The following is an 18,480-nucleotide window of genomic DNA, read 5'->3' as shown; positions in this document are numbered from 1 at the left end:
CTTATGCCTCATGAATCAAGTACTAGGAGTTATGGCATGGATATCAAGGAGTTTCCTCCGGGAGTAATGGAACATCTTGGCTGGTATGTATACCGATTAATTGATCCAAGGGATGGAAGTACCTTTTACGTGGGGAAAGGGAAAGGGAATCGAGTATTTGCTCATATGCGCGGTGAAGTCGCTGCGGTTGATGATGATGAATTGCTCAGTAATAAACTCAAGCAACTTCGAGAGATAAGGTTGGCTGGTCTTGAGGTCATCCATGTAATCCACCGGCACGGTATGACAGATGAAAAGACCGCGTACGAGGTTGAAGCTGCACTTATCGACGCCTACCCCGGTTTAACTAACATTATGAGCGGTGCTGGCAGTAATGAATATGGTCCAGCACACATCAAAGAATTAATCGCAACATACCAACCCGAAACAGTCGTGTTCCAACATAAAGTCCTGATGATTTCCGTGAATAGAAGTTCAAAGGATGTAGACCTCTATGATGCCGTACGATTTAGCTGGCGTGTACGTGTTGAGCGCGCGCGTAAGGCTGAATTTATACTGGCTACAGTGAGGGGAATCGTCAGAGGGGTTTATATAGCTGATGAGTGGCTCGAATCAACCCGTGAGAATTTCCCTGAGATGCCTTCATGGGATGCAGATGATGAGTTTGAATCTACTCAAAAATCCCGCTTTGGATTCAGGGGAAGACTCGCCCCTCCTGATATAGCAAAAATTTACCTTGGTAAAAAGATTCCGGACGTTCTAAGAAAGAAAGGCGCTATGTCTCCTGTGAAATATTCTCCAGATTTTTGATGTCTCAATAGTGAAAAGCCACTGTTTCTGTTAGCGCTGTTTGGGGGAAAAGTGGCAACGTCTTCTTTTCGCTCATAGCAGACGTTGAACTATCCAGTAACATGACTGGAATGATACCTGGTGACTGTTTAAGTTTGCAACTATGTACCGCATTTGCCTGAGAAACCATAGCCACTGGTTCATTTTCTGACGTCGCTCAGCTACCGTACAAAGTATTGTTACGGCTTCTCCTCTTTTAAAATCCCGTAGACATGCTCCTCAAAGTTTGAAGGCAGGTCATCATTAAATTCGTCGAGCAGGTAAGGCGACTCGGGAGATCCCTCTTTATCATAGAGATCATTTCCGGGTATAGCTGAAGTTTCAGTGATATGTAATGCTGTTTTGGATTTCTTCTTCAGGTCCTTTTTTTTGGCTTTTCTGCGTTTCTTCTCGGCTGCGTTGATGTAGGTAAAATCGTCAGAACATGTCAGGGTTCGTGCACCAGGAATAACATTGTATATTTGAGCCTGAAGGCGAAAGAAAGCCAGATAATCTTTGCGGTTGTTTTCGAATTTCCTTTCTTCTGATAAAACCAACGAGATCGGGTCTGAAAATTGGCCAACATCGGTTAATCGGTCTGGCCTGCGGATAAATAGCCCACTGTCTTCTGGAACATATGGCCGGGATGCATCCTTAAAGCAATAGTACCCAACCTCCTCACCAGATTTGTTTTCTTTCTTACCCGATTGCACCCATTTCCTGTAAATGTCTAATGAGACTAAGCTGTCGATCCGACTGCCTGGATGCTTTTTGAAAAAGAAATTCACCAGATAGAAAGGCTCAAATCTCGCATTTATCAGTATCACTCGCGAGTAACCACAGGCGGCTTTATAAAGCGGATCCGCAATTATCCTTTTCCTCATCAAAGTAAAGCGTCGTTCAAGTTCAGCGAGTTGTAGTCTGAAACGAGAGTCATCTTTTTTCCTCCGTATGTTCAGCATCTTCTCACCTTTATCAAGAGGTAAATAAAAACACAGAGTCAACATTTCAACCTGAGGATGCTTTCTTACAACCTTCCGATAGTTCTCGCTGAGATAAGATAATGCCTTCTCTTTATCAGATATCGCTTTTACAAGCGCATCCTTCCACTTTTTCTCTAACTGTTCGCTGTGGATTGGCTGAGAATCACGAAACTTCGTCTTCGGTCTTCTAAACTCTTGCCCATCGCTGGTCGCCTGACTCAGATAAAGTTTGTCCAGCATATCGAACATCCTGAAGCTAGCTTTGGATTTTTCATCCTTATCTGGCCTTTCATCCTCCTCCAGACGCTCGAACCCAACAAAGAAATATTGATGGCTGATTTCCCCCCACCCTTGGTTAGGACTCTCATAGGCCAGGTCTTCCCGGCGTAAGTCAAACACTCTAAAGTCATCCTTCAGGCCTGCCATCCCTCGCTCCTCTCAGCTCGCTGCAACATCGAAATTGTCACTCGTCCCAACACAATTTTATTACTTCAACTGTACGAATTCTGACGTTTATCAGGTTTGTCTTTTAGTATGAAACCATTCGATTTTAATACAATAAATCGTCGTCTTTTATGACTCATATCGTCGTTTTTTAATTATTTACCTCACTTGCAGATGCCATTAATACTGGGTTTTATGCCAAAAATGCTCTGCAAACTGCCTTCTCCGCTTCTTTCTGGCCTATTTATCACAGCAGTATAACGAAGAGCGGCCTAGACTCGTCTCTCTTATGCTGCTGAGTCAGGTCCTGGGAAGAGTCTGTAGTTGGTAAGATAATTTAAAAATCTTCTGGTCAAAATTGGCGAAGGTGCCGACAAGGTCAACGCAATGAGATGAGCAAATGCTCCTTCCTTGAAGTGCATGAACATGGGACCGAAATCAATTAATTAAGGAATAAAATGATATTTTATAGAGAAGCACTTTCGTAACCCTCCACTCCCAGGAGCGATGCCCGAGCACGGCAATCAGCATGGTACCGCGATACTTACCGCTCTCCTGCACCCATTTCAAAACTGACGCCAATGTCCATTCCCATGACGAATACACTCACATGGAGAATCAGACATGAGCTACCACGACACGAGCGATATCAATCTCAGCTACGTTCAGCACACAGCCCTAAACCGAAAGCTACGACGACATCAGGACCAGTTATTTGAGCGTTATTCCAAGCTACTGATGCTACGTGTGGACTTCTCGTACCTTCAGGACAGCGATTTGCATGGTCAGGGAGATATTCATTCAACAGTAGCGGATATCACATTACTGATTCAACGCTGCGGGGATATCAACGGGCTGGTGGGTTACGCATGGGTACTGGAACAAACTGAACAGCATGGTTACCACATCCACGCCGCGTTTTACCTCAACGGCCAGAAGCATCGCCAGGTCTGGACCGTCTTTGAAGCACTCAGGGACACCTGGAAGTATGTGACATGGGGAGAAGGACACACGCACCGCTGTGAGCCTAAAGAGCATTATCGCGTGCGAGGAGAATGGGTGACCTCTTATAACGATGCCAAGGGCCGCAGAGGTATGCAGTACATCCTGAGCTATCTCAGCAAGCAGGCACAGAAAAGCCTGGGGGTTATCTGCCAGTTGAGTAATATTCCTGCGCCACGGACAGCAGGCAGGCGGCGAAAAGCCAGTTAAAAATTACGCCAGTGCCACATCGTTTGAAGGAGTCTGCGCTCACCATACCTGGCTCCTTATCCCATTCACTTAAGGAGAAAAACGATGACTACACCTGCCAGCCTTCTTACCGACAAATTTGTCGATATGGCGTTTATCACACAACTCACCGGCTTAACCGACAAATGGTTTTATAAGCTCATACAGGACGGTGAGTTCCCGAAGCCCATCAAGCTGGGCAGAAGCTCCCGCTGGCTTGAAAGCGAAGTGGAAGCCTGGCTACAGCTACGCATTGCACAGTCCCGTCAGTAACCTGTCGAACGCAATCACATTCCCCATCTGATTTAACACCACCAGTCGTATGACCTGCACTGCTGCCCTCCCCGGGACGGTTTAGCCCTGCGCGTCGTACAGTAAAGGACCAATACTATGACGATTTACGCCAAATCTTTTATCGCCCTTGATGGTAATCAGCGCCTCACGGGCGCGGTCACTGCACAGCTTCACCCTTACGACCGCTACACCTGCCACCTCTGCGGTAGCGCTCTGGTATTCCACCATGAATGGGGTACTAACCTCCCATCGTTTGAGCACACATGGCAAGACCTGACGGAGAACGGACGCCACCATTTTCCATACGTACGCCCTGAGCCGAAAGAAACTAGACGGATACGCATGCTGCGTCGCTATGTGCCGAAAGTCTTACCGCTGGTATGCAGGGCCGAATGGAATTGTTGCGGTTGTGGCAGTGATTACCATGGTGAACGTTACTGCCAGAACTGCCGGACCGGTGACCACAGCACTGAACGTTGCGCAGAATGAGGCTGCGCTATCTGCCACTTGCCATCTCGATATCATCACAGGATTTACACCATGCAATTTCGCACAATTCGTACCGCCCTTGACCACAAGGGCCAGGTCGCTCACACCAGAAACTTAAGCCCGCGATCGCGGGGAGCCTGGTACTGTCGTTCCTGCAACAATCCCCTGCGCTTACACTGGACGCATGACTGCGGCGGTTATTTTGAACATCACCTAGAAGAAGCAAAAGTACACAGGTTGATGCACTGTGAATACCGTGTTATTTCGCAGTACAAACCAATATCAGCCTTTGAGCAGGTAGTGAAGGCACTTATTGAACGTGATGATGTATCCGTCATAGCACCTTCAGAAAAAGATTACTTCTGCGTACTCTGCCAACGTGATTATCATGGTCAGCGGTGTTGCCCGGAGTGCGGAGAACATATCTACAGCACAGAAATGAATGACCTTGATACCCTGACGATACCGGTGACATTTGCGAAATGAGGTATTTGTTCTCGCAGTTGGTTATGATGCAAATCCCTGAGTGTTCCTGTCCATTGCTCATCCCATGACTTAATAAAAATTATTGATATCGTTGATATAAATGCAACATATGGTTAAGCATTGGCCACGATGCGGTATCGTTCGCAATAATTTTTGTTTTGTCTGGTACATTTGACAAATGATACAAAGATTTTAACTAGCAAAGAGTTATCAATTAATAGGGGTCCTTAGTTAAGCCAACTCGACGATCTTCAATCTGTGTCATTTCTTTGCCAGCCCTATTGTTACCAATACCTAAAAACGTAGTTTAAACGTCAAAATTCAACTTCAACTCACAAAACACTTTGTAAATCAGTAAGTCGTGGTATTCTCTTAAGTTACCACTATACCCAGAGTCACAACCATGATCCGCTGCCACCTCGCCCGAATGATGGGCGAACACAAATTGCGCATTGCAGACGTTGCAAGGGAAACTGGGCTCAGCCGCGCTACAGTGACCCTGCTCTATAAAGAGACGGCACAGAAGGTAGATCTAAATGCCATTAAGCAGATCTGCGTACTATTCGATTGCACTGTTGGTGAGCTATTGGAATTGATGCCAAGCCAAAATGACTAAGGAGCAGCCTAATGGCCTCTGAAGCAGATACTCGAGCGAACTATATTGATCCAGCTTTGGTTTCAGCTGGTTGGCTATCGAGCAACATCAGCCGGGAGCATTACTTCACCGACGGTAGAAAGATGGCAGGTGGTGTGCGTGGGCGGCGTTGTTTTGTGGATTATCTGCTTCATAAAGACAGTCGCTATTTGGCAGTGGTGGAAGCTAAAAAAGAATCCGAGCATCCTACGAAAGGCCTGCAACAAGCCATCGACTATGCTAAGAAGCTTTGCGTTCGTTTCGTCTATTCAAGCAACGGTAAGCAAACCTACGAATTCGATCTGGAAACAGGCAAAGGCGACTATATTGAGTTCTATCCAACACCTGTAGAGCTAGAAAAACGCTATACAAGTGAAACTACGGGATTAAGTCAAGAACTAAGAAAGATCCCGTTTCACTTGGAAGGAGCAATGCAACCACGTTATTACCAGGAACTGGCAGTCCATTCCGCTACAGACGCAATCGGTGAAGGTAAATCCCGAATCTTGCTCACACTAGCTACTGGCACTGGTAAAACATTCATTGCCTTCCAAATCGTTCATAAAGTATTTCAGGCTCGCTGGAACCGCGACAACCCCGGTTCGCGCAGACCACGCATTCTGTTTCTGGCCGATCGTAATATCCTTGCAGACCAAGCCATTAACACCTTCAACCCCTATGAAAATGATTTGATTAAAATTAATGGGGAGGAAGTTCGCAAGCGCAATGGCGTTGTGCCCACCAACGCACACATCTTTTTTGCGATCTATCAGGCGATTGCGGAACGGGAAAACATTGATGGCTACTATAAAGCCTATCCCAAAGATTTCTTTGACATGGTATTGATTGATGAATGCCACAGAGGTGCTGCAAATGAAGCAGGTTCCTGGCGAGCCATTCTTGATCACTTCAGTAGCGCCGTGCATTTGGGTTTGACTGCCACACCAAAACGTACAGACAACGTGGACACCTATGAATATTTTGGCCAGCCTGCCTATGTGTATTCACTAAAAGATGGTATCAACGACGGTTTTCTCACACCATACCGGGTCAAGCGCATTAGGACTAATTTGGATGAATTAGTTCTCACCAATGATGATGTCATCGTCGAAGGTGAATCTAGTCAAGATTTATATCAGGTCGAAGATTACGACCGCAAAATCATTGTAGATGAACGCACTGAGTTGGTTGCGAAAGCAATTTTGCAAAACATCAACCCGCTGGATAAAACTATTGTCTTCTGTGAAAACCAAAATCATGCGCTAACCATGCGCGACATGATTAATAAAAACAAATCAGTTAAAGATCCGCATTACTGTGTACGGGTCACCAGTGACGAAGGCAAGATCGGTCGCGAACTGCTGGAAAAATTTCAGGACAATGACAAAAACATCCCTACCATTATTACCTCATCACAAATGCTCACTACCGGCGTTGATGCCCGTAACGTACGCAACGTAGTGCTGGATCGAACCATAGACTCAATGGTGGAGTTCAAACAGATTGTTGGTCGTGGTACTCGAGTGTTCGACGGTAAAGACTACTTCACCATCGTGGATTTTCGTGGTGCGACCAATAACTTCTATGACGAAGAATGGGATGGCGAGCCCCAAGCCCCCGAGCCGGGTGGCACCAGAGAACCTACGCCGCCACCCTATTCACCCGAGCCACCAGAAGGTGGAGATAGGACAGAATCTGAACCAAGCGAATCACGCCCACGACTGAAAGTAAAACTCGGTAAACACCGTGAACTCAAGGTCATCGATATAGAAACCCGCTATATCGACGAGAGCGGTAAGCCTCTCTCGATTCAGGAGTTTATCGAACGGCTAATTCAACAATTGCCAGGACTATTCAAAAGTATCGATGAACTCAGAGATATTTGGTCAGATCCTGACTTGCGCGAACAACTGCTAACCAAGCTGGTACAAGCTGGCTTTGACACAGAGCAGCTATCCGCTCTGCGGCGCATGTTCGAGGCCGACGACTGTGACATATTCGATCTACTAGCATTTTTAGCGTTTGAAAGACCGATGGCAACGCGTAAATCCAGAGTTGAGGCGCTTCGGTCGAATACTGTTTTCTTTGCTCAGTATCCACAGGGCAGAGCTAATAAATTTCTGCACTTTGTTTTGAGTCGTTATGAGAAGATTGGCGTTATGGAATTATCCAGAGAGCGTCTACCTGCACTGATCGAGCTCTCGGGTGTGGGTACTATCAAAGACGCTTCAATAGCTTTTGGCGGTAAACCTGCATTTGTATTAGCAGCATTTAAACAATTACAACAGCAACTTTATCATGTGAACTAAAATGGAATTAAACTTAATACCTAATGTATTATACGATCATCCACAAACAATATACCTCAATAAAGTTACCACTTTAATTGGTGAAAATGGTTCAGGGAAGTCAAGTGTTCTCCAATCAATTTTCAATCAAAAACTCTCTAAAAAGGACTATACAGGTCAAAAGATTGTTTGTTTCTCTTCTGGCCAAAACGAGAAGTTTTCAAATGAATTCCTTCGCTATTTAAGACAGACACAAACAGATGAGAATAATTTGCAATTCTCTTGTTTCTATTTCGATAAATCATGGTCTAAGTTATTGATATTCCTTGCCAGTTCTATAAAAAAATCAGGCAAGGTTAGACAATTTCTCATCAGCTCCGGTTATGCCGATGAAGTCGATGGGTTGGACACCTCAAGTATTCTGAAAATTGCCTTTCGGGTAGACTCACAATATGTGAGGCAAGTTCAAGACGCTCTAAACAGAGAGGCCAGAGGAGATACGAACACGATAAGACAGACCGCATTTCATCGCACACTGGAAAGTTTTATTGAAAATTGTATACAGGATCAATATGACTTTGATGAACCAATCAAGAAAAATGTTTTTGATATACGTCAAGATGATGTGCTATCCGTATCTTTTGACACTGAGCGATTAGAGGATGGTGATGCATCAAAGATAACTTTTGATCCAGAGATAGGTTTCTTTATCAGAGCTTGTCATAACACTAATTTTTTGGATAAAGAAGCGTCGTCTTTATTTTTAAAAAACGGTCTAGAGCTCGGAGACTTAAGTGATGGTGAGTTTCAAATTCTTTTTTTATATTCAATCATTGATCTATTCGATAGTGAAGAAACTATATTTATTTTTGATGAGGCAGACTCTCATCTTCATTTTAAAAACGTCGAAAGATTTTGGAATTGCCTAAAAGAAACTAAAGGAAAAACAATTTCGACAACACACCTACTAGATTCAATATATTGTGTGGGCGTTGAAAACATAAGAATTATAAATAAAGGTAAAATTTACCTTCCTTCAGACTCTGGTGAATTAATTACTCGACTCGCACAGTTATCCAATATAAAAAAATCTGAATTTCGAGCTTTGACGTATTATGAAAAAATAGTACTCATTGATGATACCAATGATTGGTTTATTTTTAAAGAGCTTTACAAGCAATATAAAAGAATAATCGGCGTACCTGATTTTGATTATGATGCAGAATTTGATCACCTTTTTGATCAAGTCGCAGTAGTTAAGGTTAACTCTGGTTGGAATACACACAACGCTAAATTTGCAGAGTCAAAAATTTCCTGGGTACAAAATTTCAACAAGTTTTGCGAAGGTTTGGACATAAAAACCAAAGATATTTTCTTAGTGTGTGATAGAGATAATCTCCCTATAGATGGTATAGGCACTGATGAGTCACCTCTTATAGTGCAGGGTATAAAGATAGGAAGTGATAACAATATTAAAACAAGTGTTTTAAGCTGGCGGAGACGTGAAATAAAACACTATCTTCTTTCTTATTCCGCACTAGGCGGTTGCGTTGCTGTGTTGAATAATAAAAATAGATTACCTGAAGCTTCATATTTACGTGAAGGCTATAGCAGTGATTACTTACTGGAATATAAAAACAATGACTATCAATTATTAATAGAAGATAAAGAAGTAACCAAAGGAAAAAAAACAACCATTACCAGCGGTCCAGTTTACAATCACTATCTTGCTTCACTACCATCAAGATTTGTAAAAAACATACTGTCGCCATTTATTGAGAATGTTGAGGCACCTCCCTATGGGTTAAATCGGGAATTGCTGTTAGAATATATATCCATGATGCATCCTAGCGAAATAAGCGAAGACATCAAAAGTATGTATGATTTTATCATCGGGAAATAGTAAATATGTCATTGCAACCAAAAATTGACCGTATAACCGACATTCTGCGCCGTGACGATGGTATCAGCGGTGCCATGCATTACACAGAACAAACCTCTTGGGTATTGTTCCTGAAGTTTCTCGATGATTACGAGTCCGAAAAAGAAGACGAAGCAGTATTGTCCGGCAAAAACTATCAACCTGTACTGGATGAGGAGCACCGCTGGACAACTTGGGCTTGCCCCAAGACAGCCGATGGCAAGCTGGATTTGACGCGTGCTAAAACAGGAGATGACCTGACCGATTATGTGAACAGTCAACTTTTTCCTTACCTGAAAAGCTTCGCCAACGTAACAGTAAATGCCGTAAACCCAAAATCCTTCACCTACAAAATTGGCGCGATATTTCAATATCTGGATAACAAAGTAGCCTCTGGTCATACCCTGCGCGAAGTGCTGGATATTGTGGATAGTCTGAACTTCCAGTCTGAGTCCGATTTATTCGAGCTTTCTTTGGTCTATGAAGGCTTGTTGCAAAACATGGGCGATGCTGGTGGTTATGCGGGTGAGTTTTATACTCCTCGTCCTGTAGTGCGAGCTATGGTGCAGGTGATAGACCCCAAGCCCGGTGAGAGCATTTACGACGCGGCGGCAGGTTCATGCGGTTTTTTGGTTGAAGCCTTTGAGCACCTGAAGAGCAAAAAGAATGAACTCTCTACCGAGCAATGGGACTTCATTCAGCGCGATACTTTCTTCGGATATGAAAAAACCTCGTTGGCCTATGTCATGGGTATGATGAATATGATCCTTCATGGTATCGAATCACCCAACCTATTCCGTGGTAATACCTTGACCCAGAATATTCGCGATATTCAGGAAAAAGACCGTTATAACATTATTCTGGCCAACCCGCCGTTTGGCGGCAAAGAAAAGTCGCAGATTCAGCAAAACTTCCCCATCCAAAGCAACGCCACCGAGTTGCTGTTTTTACAGCACTTTATGAAAACCCTGAAAAGCGGAGGCAAAGCAGCGATTGTGGTGCCAGAAGGTGTGCTATTCCAGACCAACAGCGCTTTTAAACAGGTTAAACAAGAGTTGCTGGAAAACTTTAACCTGCACACCATTTTAAGCTTACCTGCTGGGGTATTTTTGCCTTATTCCGGCGTAAAAACCAACGTGCTATTTTTTGAACGAAGTGGCTGTACCAGTGATGTTTGGTACTATGAATGTGAACCAGAACAAAAACTCACCAAAAACAAACCCATCACCGACAACCACCTGAAAGAGTTTGTTGAGCTGTATAATAACCGAGAAACCACAGCTCGCTCATGGACGATATCAGCGAGTAAACTGTCTGAAGATTATGACTTATCTGCCAAAAATCCAGCTAAACAGAAAGATACCGAGCACTTAGCACCAAAAGATATCCTCAAACAGATCCGCATCAAGGAAAAGCTGGTATCTAGCCTGTTGGATGAAATTGAAAACCTATTGGCGGAGAAGTAATTATGGAGCAGGTATTATATCAATTGCCTGATGGTTGGGAATGGCAGTCTGTAAAGAAGTTAAGCCATAATATCCAATATGGACATACAGCCAAAGCGGAAAGCAATGGCAATGCAAAGTTCTTACGTATTACTGATATCCAAAATGGAAAAATTGATTGGCAGGGCGTTCCGACTGTATCCCTCAAAGAAAAAGAAATCAGAAAGTACGCTTTGAACGATAACGACTTAGTCTTTGCTCGTAGTGGCGCGACTGCGGGAAAATCTATTCTAATCAAGAATGCTCCAACAGATGCAGTTTTCGCATCGTATTTAATCAGGATTACTCCCAACCAAGAAAAAATCGTTCCCGAATATTTAAGCTATTTCTTTTTAACACCAGCCTACTGGGAAGTTGTTGGCCTGAATGCAGCAGGTGCAGCCCAGCCAAATATCAATGGCACCAAGCTTTCTGAATTTATCGTTCCTATCGCTCCCCGAGAAGAACAAAAACGCATCGCCGAAAAGCTCGATGCACTGCTCACCCGTATCGACACCGCCATTGAGCATTTGCAGGAAAGTATTTCGCTGGCTGATGCATTGTATGCTAGCACGATAAATGAACAAATGAAGTTAGCAATTGAACAAATAGGATTATCTAAGGTTGAAGAACATATTGTTCAAATACAAACAGGTACAACACCACCGACGAAGCAACCTGATTTTTATGATGATGGTGACATTAACTGGTTTTCACCGTCTGACTTTGGTGATCATGACATTCTTACGAACTCCAATAAAAAGCTGAGTCAAAAAGCGTTTGATGCGGGTAAAGCACGTAAATTTGATGCGGGCACCGTACTGCTCGTGGCTATTGGCGCAACCATAGGAAAAATAGGCTATCTGGAACGTGATGCAAGTTCTAACCAGCAAATTACAGGTATGAAATTCAGCAAGGACATCATGCCTAGGTATGCATATTACTGGTTTCGTTTTATCAAACCTGAAATTCTTGCAAATGCATCAACTGCTACATTACCCATCATTAATCAGAAAGGAATAAAAGAACTTTCCTTCTGTGCGCCTGGAGCAGAGCTGCAAAAAGCTATTTGCAATAAAATTGATGAGGTTTCGCTCTTCAGAAAGAATGTGAGGGCAGAGTTAATTGAAAAAGTAGACCTGATGCGTTCTCTAAAAGCATCAATTCTCGATTCCGCCTTTAAAGGCGAGCTCTAAGGAGGGAGCATGGCTAAGCTATTGCCCGAAGATTTCAGCCCTGAAGATCTGAATATTGAGATTGAAGAATTATTTCCTAACTGCACGGAAATATTTTATCTTCCGAGCCCCTATGATCTAGAAGTTGCAGGAATGGATTCGAACGATCCGAGTCAGCACAAAAGAAAGATTGCACTTTTTAGCGGTCAGGATGGTTTTATCTCGATCTTTCCCATATATACCTTGCCTACCCATCCGCAATACTTAAAAAATAAGTATGAAAGAATAAATCAAATTGATATTGAAATTTATCTTCACTCTGCACCTTACACAAAAGAAGAGGTGATTGAATGCTTGCAAATTTTGCCAGCAGGTTTTATCAAAGACATTCGCTATGGTTTGGGATTGACAAAAGAATATCGTGCGATAATTTCAGCCATTGAAGAGCACACAAAGTTTCAATGTCTTCTTATTAATAAGGAAAAAACCGGCGATACTGATTATGAATGTTTTAATCTAAATTTGTATGATTATGATGAAATGCGCCGCGCTTGTAACCGCATAACAGAAAGAACTCGGAAAGTTGCGCGTATAACGAAGGCAGCCGCCACCTACAACCATATTGCTTATCAATTGGGTGTTGAGCAAAAACCATTACATACCGACAATGATCACATTAGCAAGATGCTTCGGATCAAGATAACGGATACTGATAAGCAAGCCGCTATGAATATGGTTACGGAAGACAAATCAGTGGTAAAACAAACCGACTCACTCACCTTGGCCAAGTTGAAAAATGATATCGAGTTGGTTTCATTAGAGCGTTTAATTAGTTCTTATGAAGACTTGCTAAACAAAAAGACTAAAGAAGATACCTGGCAGAAAATCTTCAATCAAAACCCATTTATCTTGAGTCTAGCCTTCGGCTATCCGGCAATAAAAATATCAGACCAGGCAAGTATTGGCGGAAAACGTTTGACTGGTGATGGCGAAAAAATAACGGACTATCTAATTAAAAATGGTATAACGAACAACTTAGCTCTCATTGAAATCAAAAAGCCCTCTTCCGTCTTACTGAATAAAAAACCCTACAGAGGATCTGTTTATTGCGCCTCCACAGAACTTACCGGTTCTGTAACACAAGTACTCGATCAGTGTTATCAGCTACAGCAAAACATCGCCACTATAAAGAACAACAATCGAATTTATGACATTGAATCATATGCTGTTCACTGTATTCTAGTGATTGGTACTATGCCAAGTGATGAAGACGAGAAAAAGTCTTTTGAGATGTACCGACGTAATTCGAAGAACGTGCAAATCACTACATTTGATGAGCTCTTACTCAAGTTAAAGCAACTGCACGAGTTTCTCAACAATAGCGATGAAAAAGAGGAGGTTGCACCGTGAGCCTACAAACAAATTTAAAGGGCCGCTTACGAAATACTTCATTGCCTAAGAGTCACGGCCTAATGCCAGTATTTGAGGCAGTGGTAAACTCCATTCATTCTATTGAGGAGACCAATAACACTACTGATGGAAAGGTTATCCTTCGCATCAATCGCACCACTCAAGGCAGCCTAGATTTAGACGCAAAATCCCAATCGCCAATCATCGGCTTCACTATAATTGATAATGGCTGTGGATTTGACGAAGCCAACTTTAAGTCATTTGAAACCCTAGATTCTGACCACAAAATTGACAAGGGGTGCAGGGGTGTTGGCCGTCTGATGTGGCTTAAAGTGTTTGGTCTGGTCGAAGTGGAAAGCCACTTTTTCGATGTTGATGATAAGCTTAAAAAACGCATATTTCGCTTCGACGATAAATCGGGAGTCCACGGTGAAAAGGTTGTAGAAGCCACATACGAAAAATCTGGCACCATTATAAAACTTCTCGATTTTGATGAAAACTTTCGAAAGCAGGTTCCTGCAAAAGGCCAGTCCATAGCCAATCAATTGCTGGAACATGTTCTATGGTATTTCGTACGGCAAGGAAGCGCACCCAAGATACTTCTAGAAGACGCGGACGAGGTGTTTGACCTCGATCTTTTGCTCCAAGAGCATATGCATGCCAGCGCCTTTCTCGAAACAATAACAATTCGTGGCCACCAATTCGAATTAACTCATATCAAATTTCGTGCATCCGTTAATAAAAAACACCAACTGGCACTCTGCGCAGCTAATCGACTGGTTAAAGAAGAGTCCATTCAAGGAAAAATTCCTGGACTGTACGGAAAAATTTCTGACGTTTCCGGTGAGTTTACTTATACATGTTACATATCTTCCGACTACCTGAACCAACATGTGCGCAGTGAGCGTACCTCTTTTGATATTGCTGAAGATGTTGAGGACATGCTCAACGAAGTAAGCTTCAAAGACATTAGGGAAGCCGTGTTGATTCGTACCAAGGAGTACCTGCAAGATATTTTGGCAGAAAACGTGTCAGCTGGTCGCAGACGAGTGGATGATTTTATCAACAATCATGCTCCGCGCTATCGCCCGATTGCCAATTATGTTCCAGAAGAGTTATTGATCGTTGACCCAGAAAAATCAGATAAAGAGCTGGAACTACACCTGCATGCTCAGTGGTATGAAGTGGAGCGTCAGTTGGTGAGCGAAGGCCATGACATCATGCTGCCTCAGAATAGAGAGCATGTAGAAGAATATAAAGAACGGTTAGGCGACTACCTACGCAAAGCAGGGGACCTTAAGAAATCAGATCTTGCCAATTACGTTTCACACCGCAAGGTTATTATCGACCTTTTACAAAAATCTATTGAGCGACTAGAGGACGGAAAGTACGCCCGTGAAGATATAATTCACGAACTAATCATGCCTATGCGAAAGGATTCCGTCGAGGTTTTCCTAGACTCTTGTAACCTTTGGCTAATCGATGAGCGCTTGGCATTTCATAACTATTTAGCTTCTGATAAAACGCTCAGCTCGATGCCAATCACTGGCAATGAATCAACCAAAGAGCCAGACTTGCTCAGTCTAAGAGTATTTGATAATCCACTTCTTGTTAACGACCAGATCAGTTTTCCACTTGCAGCCATTACAGTTATCGAAATCAAACGCCCCATGCGTAATGATATGCGAGAAGGTGAAGATAAAGACCCTATTGATCAGGCGCTCAGTTATTTAGAGCGGATACGCGAGGGTAAAGTAACTACAAAATCCGGTCGCCCAATTCCGGGAAATAATGATATACCGGGCTATTGTTATGTACTTTGTGACCTTACTGAATCCATGCACCGGCGCTGCCGTCGAGCAAATCTGCGGATCACATCTGATGGGATGGGCTATTTCGGTTATAACGAACCTTCCCATGCCTATATCGAAGTGATTAGTTTTGACCAATTAGTAAAAACGGCCAGAGAGCGTAACCGGGCATTCTTCGACAAGCTTGGATTGCCTTCCGCTTAGGATTAGTTAGGGGGGCAGCAATAGAATATGTAATATTGCTAATGTCAGGCCACACTGGCGGTATATGATTACAAACTCTTGCATCCAGCTTTACTGAAACATTAGCCCTTCAGCAATCGATATTTTTGAGCAGTAACTATGGAATATTGAATTATTCATTTTTCCATAGTTAGATTTCGGCCTGAATTATCAATTTTTCCAAAAAATGACTTCATACCTGTAACACACAGCGTATGACTACAACTTACTGTAATAAAAAATAAAATGTGAGGTAAAAATCGATATCGCACTATATCGATCTTTATCAATTAGAGGATCAAAAGATGCCGAGCCATCTTCACGGCTAAGCATCTTTTTATTTAGCTTCCCAACTTGACGAAGTAAATTTTACAGAGCGGAACTATCGCCCTGTCGATTCACACTTTCAATCTTAGAAAAATCAAACGGACTAACCCCCCTCTCCCGATTGGCATCCAGATAATCCGCCCACCACTGCAGCATCAGCCTCCTCTCTCCCAAATGCTCCGCCTTATGGATGTAAGCTGCCCGAACAGAGCTACGCTCCTGATGGCTCATCTGCCTCTCCACCGCATCCCTCGACCACAATCCTGATTCAATAAGTGAACTACACGCCATAGTCCTGAATCCATGCCCACAAATTTCCGTTTTCGTGTCATAGCCCATCACTCGTAGAGCCTTGTTCACCGTGTTCTCACTCATGGGTTTACGCGGATCGTGATCTCCTACGAAGATCAGGTCACGGTTCCCATTCATGCTTTTGATCTTTTCCAAAATAGCCAGAGCCTGCTGCGATAAAGGAACTAGATGTGGAGTCTTCATCTTGGATCCACGCTGAGAGTGTTTAACGCCTTCCAGCGGTTCACGCTCACCAGGAATCGTCCACATGGCTGTTTCAAAATCCACTTCTGACCAGCGTGCAAAACGTAGTTCACTTGAGCGGATAAACACTAACAAAGTGAGCTCGACGGCTAATCGAGTTAAAGGCCTGCCGGAGTAATGATCAATACGATGAAGTAGTTCAGGTATACGGTTAAGCTCCAGTGCCGCACGATGCTGTCTTTTCGCCGTAGCAACCGCACCGGCAATTTCTTGTGCAGGGTTGTAGTCGATTAAACCGCTCTGAACGGCAAAGCGCATAATCGCGGTAGTCCGCTGCTGTAAACGGGCGGCGACTTCAAGACGCCCGGATGACTCCACAGCTTTGATGGGTACGAGCAGATCCCGCGTCTTCAATTCAGCAATGTTACGCTTACCGATAATAGCAAAGAGATTATCTTCGAGACTTTTCAATACACGAGCACTATGCGATGCAGACCACTTTTGATTGCTGGCGTGCCAGTCTCTGGCAACCACTTCAAAAGTTATCGCCTCTTGCTCCTGCTCTACCTTAACGGCTTTCTTGTTTTCACTGGGATCGACGCCGTTAGCTAATAGCTTACGGGCTTCATCCCGGCGTGCCCTGGCATCCGCCAGCGAGACTTCAGGGTATTTCCCCAGCGCCAGCATCTTCTCCTTACCGCCAAAACGATAACGAAGCCGCCAATATTTGGAACCGTTAGGGTGAACCAGCAACACCATGCCTTCACCGTCAGTAAGCTTGTAGGCTTTTTCTTCAGGCTTAGCCGAACGAACTTTTACATCACTCAGAGCCATGATGAGTATCCTTTCAAGGGTTCTGTGTGGGTACAAACATTATCGAACCGGGATATACCCGCATTTGTACCCGCATCAGTAAGTTGATGTAGATTGAATCAGGTTGACTTAGGAAGAGTGAAAAAGCGAGGAAAGCCTTGCAGATACTGGATTTCAGGCACAAAAAAAGACGTCCGTTGACGTCTATTGATGTTCCGATGGTGCCGAAGGCCGGACTCGAACCGGCACGTATTTCTACGGTTGATTTTGAATCAACTGCGTCTACCGATTTCGCCACTTCGGCACTGAAGGGGATGCGGAAACTTTGTGGATTATACCTGTCGCGCGCCGCCATGCAAGCGGCGACGCGCTAAACCTACGCTAAGTGCCCAAAAAACCAGCGCCCTGTCATTCTACCTCGGAAACCGCCAGCCGAATCACGCCTGCCGCCTTCTGCTCTGGCAGCGCCAGCACCTTCGCCCACATCTCCTGCACCATGTCGCAGGAGAGCTTCTCTTTGCCCACCGCCTTCTCCGGCATCTGCAGCAGCTGGATGTCCTCGCCGTACTTGTCGGCCAGCGTTTTCATAATCGGGCGGACATCCGTCACCGCGGCTTCGCGTTCTTCCGGGGTCACAGTGTGGCGGTTTTTGCCGTAGGCCGCGCGCATCATGTCGGCGTCGGCCTGCATGCGCCGCGTCATCAGGTCTTTATCCAGCATGCGCATCGGGTTGACGCCCCCTTTTACCCCCGGGTAGAGGAAGCGGAAACAGGCGTCGTCGCTCACCTTCTGAATGGCGGCGGTCTGCTCCATGTTGATCGTCATATAGTTCACCACGTTAGCGTCCGGCGCGTTTTGCAGGCGCGACATCTGCAGATGCAGGATCTGCGGCTGGATGGTGTCGATAATCTTCTGTTCCGGCTCGCCGGCTTTTTGCAGGGTCGCCATCTGGTCAAGAATGCGCTGATGAAGCACAGGCTCCTGCTCTTTTATCACCTGCCAGGCGGGCATTGCGTTGAGGGTGGTATCAAGCTGCTGTTCGGGGGTGTGCTGGCGTTGTTTGTCGAAGTAGACCCAGAACGCCACGACGGCGGCCAGGAGAGTCACCACGACTATACGGATCCACGTTTTATTCATCTCGCATCC

Annotated in this window: 15 protein-coding genes and 1 tRNA gene; 12 read left to right on the top strand and 4 right to left on the bottom strand. The window is 44.3% G+C overall.

Annotated elements, in window-relative coordinates:
* Positions 1 to 36 precede the first annotated feature (36 nt).
* Positions 37 to 810: an LEM-3-like GIY-YIG domain-containing protein gene (locus tag HV242_RS02475; protein WP_181616891.1), complete on the top strand. Its 774-nt coding sequence runs from the start codon at positions 37 to 39 to the stop codon at positions 808 to 810.
* A 218-nt stretch (positions 811 to 1,028) separates the two neighbouring features.
* On the opposite strand, the gene HV242_RS02470 is transcribed toward HV242_RS02475, so the two are convergent.
* A complete protein-coding gene (locus tag HV242_RS02470) occupies positions 1,029 to 2,237 on the bottom strand; it encodes a hypothetical protein (RefSeq protein WP_181616890.1) in 1,209 nt (402 codons plus the stop codon).
* A gap of 642 nt (positions 2,238 to 2,879) precedes the next feature.
* Between HV242_RS02470 and HV242_RS02465 the strand changes: the two genes are divergently transcribed.
* The 11 genes from HV242_RS02465 to HV242_RS02415 all read left to right on the top strand — a co-directional run bounded on the left by HV242_RS02465 (position 2,880) and on the right by HV242_RS02415 (position 15,681).
* On the top strand, positions 2,880 to 3,467 hold the full coding sequence (locus tag HV242_RS02465) for a YagK/YfjJ domain-containing protein (protein ID WP_181616889.1): 588 nt from the start codon (positions 2,880 to 2,882) through the stop codon (positions 3,465 to 3,467).
* Between the two features lie 84 nt (positions 3,468 to 3,551).
* Entirely contained in the window at positions 3,552 to 3,758 is a 207-nt protein-coding gene (locus HV242_RS02460; protein WP_181616888.1) for a helix-turn-helix transcriptional regulator, read from the top strand.
* 117 nt (positions 3,759 to 3,875) lie between these two features.
* Positions 3,876 to 4,268 carry a putative zinc ribbon protein gene (locus HV242_RS02455; protein ID WP_181616887.1) on the top strand — a complete coding sequence of 131 codons (393 nt, stop codon included), beginning with the start codon at positions 3,876 to 3,878 and terminating at the stop codon, positions 4,266 to 4,268.
* Between the two features lie 51 nt (positions 4,269 to 4,319).
* Positions 4,320 to 4,754, top strand: a complete 435-nt coding sequence (locus tag HV242_RS02450) for a putative zinc ribbon protein (protein ID WP_181616886.1) — start codon at positions 4,320 to 4,322, stop codon at positions 4,752 to 4,754.
* A gap of 403 nt (positions 4,755 to 5,157) precedes the next feature.
* Positions 5,158 to 5,370, top strand: a complete 213-nt coding sequence (locus tag HV242_RS02445) for a helix-turn-helix domain-containing protein (protein ID WP_032616279.1) — start codon at positions 5,158 to 5,160, stop codon at positions 5,368 to 5,370.
* An 11-nt stretch (positions 5,371 to 5,381) separates the two neighbouring features.
* Positions 5,382 to 7,697, top strand: a complete 2,316-nt coding sequence (gene hsdR, locus HV242_RS02440; RefSeq protein WP_181616885.1) for an EcoAI/FtnUII family type I restriction enzme subunit R — start codon at positions 5,382 to 5,384, stop codon at positions 7,695 to 7,697.
* A gap of 1 nt (position 7,698) precedes the next feature.
* Positions 7,699 to 9,579 (top strand): AAA family ATPase, encoded by a 1,881-nt coding sequence (locus tag HV242_RS02435; protein WP_181616884.1) that lies wholly within the window; start codon positions 7,699 to 7,701, stop codon positions 9,577 to 9,579.
* A gap of 5 nt (positions 9,580 to 9,584) precedes the next feature.
* Complete coding sequence (locus tag HV242_RS02430) at positions 9,585 to 11,063, top strand: type I restriction-modification system subunit M (protein ID WP_181616883.1); 1,479 nt, start codon at positions 9,585 to 9,587, stop codon at positions 11,061 to 11,063.
* A gap of 2 nt (positions 11,064 to 11,065) precedes the next feature.
* Positions 11,066 to 12,277, top strand: a complete 1,212-nt coding sequence (locus HV242_RS02425; protein WP_181616882.1) for a restriction endonuclease subunit S — start codon at positions 11,066 to 11,068, stop codon at positions 12,275 to 12,277.
* A 9-nt stretch (positions 12,278 to 12,286) separates the two neighbouring features.
* On the top strand, positions 12,287 to 13,666 hold the full coding sequence (locus HV242_RS02420) for a Shedu immune nuclease family protein (RefSeq protein ID WP_181616881.1): 1,380 nt from the start codon (positions 12,287 to 12,289) through the stop codon (positions 13,664 to 13,666).
* Positions 13,663 to 15,681: an ATP-binding protein gene (locus HV242_RS02415; protein ID WP_126354463.1), complete on the top strand. Its 2,019-nt coding sequence runs from the start codon at positions 13,663 to 13,665 to the stop codon at positions 15,679 to 15,681. Before HV242_RS02420 ends, HV242_RS02415 begins: the two co-directional genes overlap by 4 nt.
* A 387-nt stretch (positions 15,682 to 16,068) precedes the next feature.
* Here HV242_RS02415 and HV242_RS02410 read toward each other — a convergent pair whose 3' ends face one another.
* The 3 genes from HV242_RS02410 to HV242_RS02400 all read right to left on the bottom strand — a co-directional run bounded on the left by HV242_RS02410 (position 16,069) and on the right by HV242_RS02400 (position 18,471).
* Positions 16,069 to 17,355 (bottom strand): tyrosine-type recombinase/integrase, encoded by a 1,287-nt coding sequence (locus tag HV242_RS02410; protein ID WP_181616880.1) that lies wholly within the window; start codon positions 17,353 to 17,355, stop codon positions 16,069 to 16,071.
* Between the two features lie 198 nt (positions 17,356 to 17,553).
* Positions 17,554 to 17,638: transfer RNA gene (locus tag HV242_RS02405), tRNA-Leu, on the bottom strand.
* A 104-nt stretch (positions 17,639 to 17,742) separates the two neighbouring features.
* The gene (locus tag HV242_RS02400; RefSeq protein ID WP_050737568.1) at positions 17,743 to 18,471 is read right to left on the bottom strand and encodes a hypothetical protein; all 729 of its coding nucleotides are present in this window, start codon (positions 18,469 to 18,471) and stop codon (positions 17,743 to 17,745) included.
* Positions 18,472 to 18,480 lie beyond the last annotated feature (9 nt).

It is taken from the genome of Enterobacter sp. RHBSTW-00593 (assembly GCF_013784105.1).
Lineage (GTDB): Bacteria > Pseudomonadota > Gammaproteobacteria > Enterobacterales > Enterobacteriaceae > Enterobacter > Enterobacter ludwigii.
This window is presented reverse-complemented; position numbering and strand designations above follow the sequence as displayed.

Coding starts and splice junctions, on each gene's coding strand:
- HV242_RS02475 (WP_181616891.1), top strand. CDS start 37: ATGGATATCAAGGAGTTTCCTCCGGGAGTAATGGAACATCTTGGCTGG.
- HV242_RS02470 (WP_181616890.1), bottom strand. CDS start 2,237: ATGGCAGGCCTGAAGGATGACTTTAGAGTGTTTGACTTACGCCGGGAA.
- HV242_RS02465 (WP_181616889.1), top strand. CDS start 2,880: ATGAGCTACCACGACACGAGCGATATCAATCTCAGCTACGTTCAGCAC.
- HV242_RS02460 (WP_181616888.1), top strand. CDS start 3,552: ATGACTACACCTGCCAGCCTTCTTACCGACAAATTTGTCGATATGGCG.
- HV242_RS02455 (WP_181616887.1), top strand. CDS start 3,876: ATGACGATTTACGCCAAATCTTTTATCGCCCTTGATGGTAATCAGCGC.
- HV242_RS02450 (WP_181616886.1), top strand. CDS start 4,320: ATGCAATTTCGCACAATTCGTACCGCCCTTGACCACAAGGGCCAGGTC.
- HV242_RS02445 (WP_032616279.1), top strand. CDS start 5,158: ATGATCCGCTGCCACCTCGCCCGAATGATGGGCGAACACAAATTGCGC.
- hsdR (WP_181616885.1), top strand. CDS start 5,382: ATGGCCTCTGAAGCAGATACTCGAGCGAACTATATTGATCCAGCTTTG.
- HV242_RS02435 (WP_181616884.1), top strand. CDS start 7,699: ATGGAATTAAACTTAATACCTAATGTATTATACGATCATCCACAAACA.
- HV242_RS02430 (WP_181616883.1), top strand. CDS start 9,585: ATGTCATTGCAACCAAAAATTGACCGTATAACCGACATTCTGCGCCGT.
- HV242_RS02425 (WP_181616882.1), top strand. CDS start 11,066: ATGGAGCAGGTATTATATCAATTGCCTGATGGTTGGGAATGGCAGTCT.
- HV242_RS02420 (WP_181616881.1), top strand. CDS start 12,287: ATGGCTAAGCTATTGCCCGAAGATTTCAGCCCTGAAGATCTGAATATT.
- HV242_RS02410 (WP_181616880.1), bottom strand. CDS start 17,355: ATGGCTCTGAGTGATGTAAAAGTTCGTTCGGCTAAGCCTGAAGAAAAA.
- HV242_RS02400 (WP_050737568.1), bottom strand. CDS start 18,471: ATGAATAAAACGTGGATCCGTATAGTCGTGGTGACTCTCCTGGCCGCC.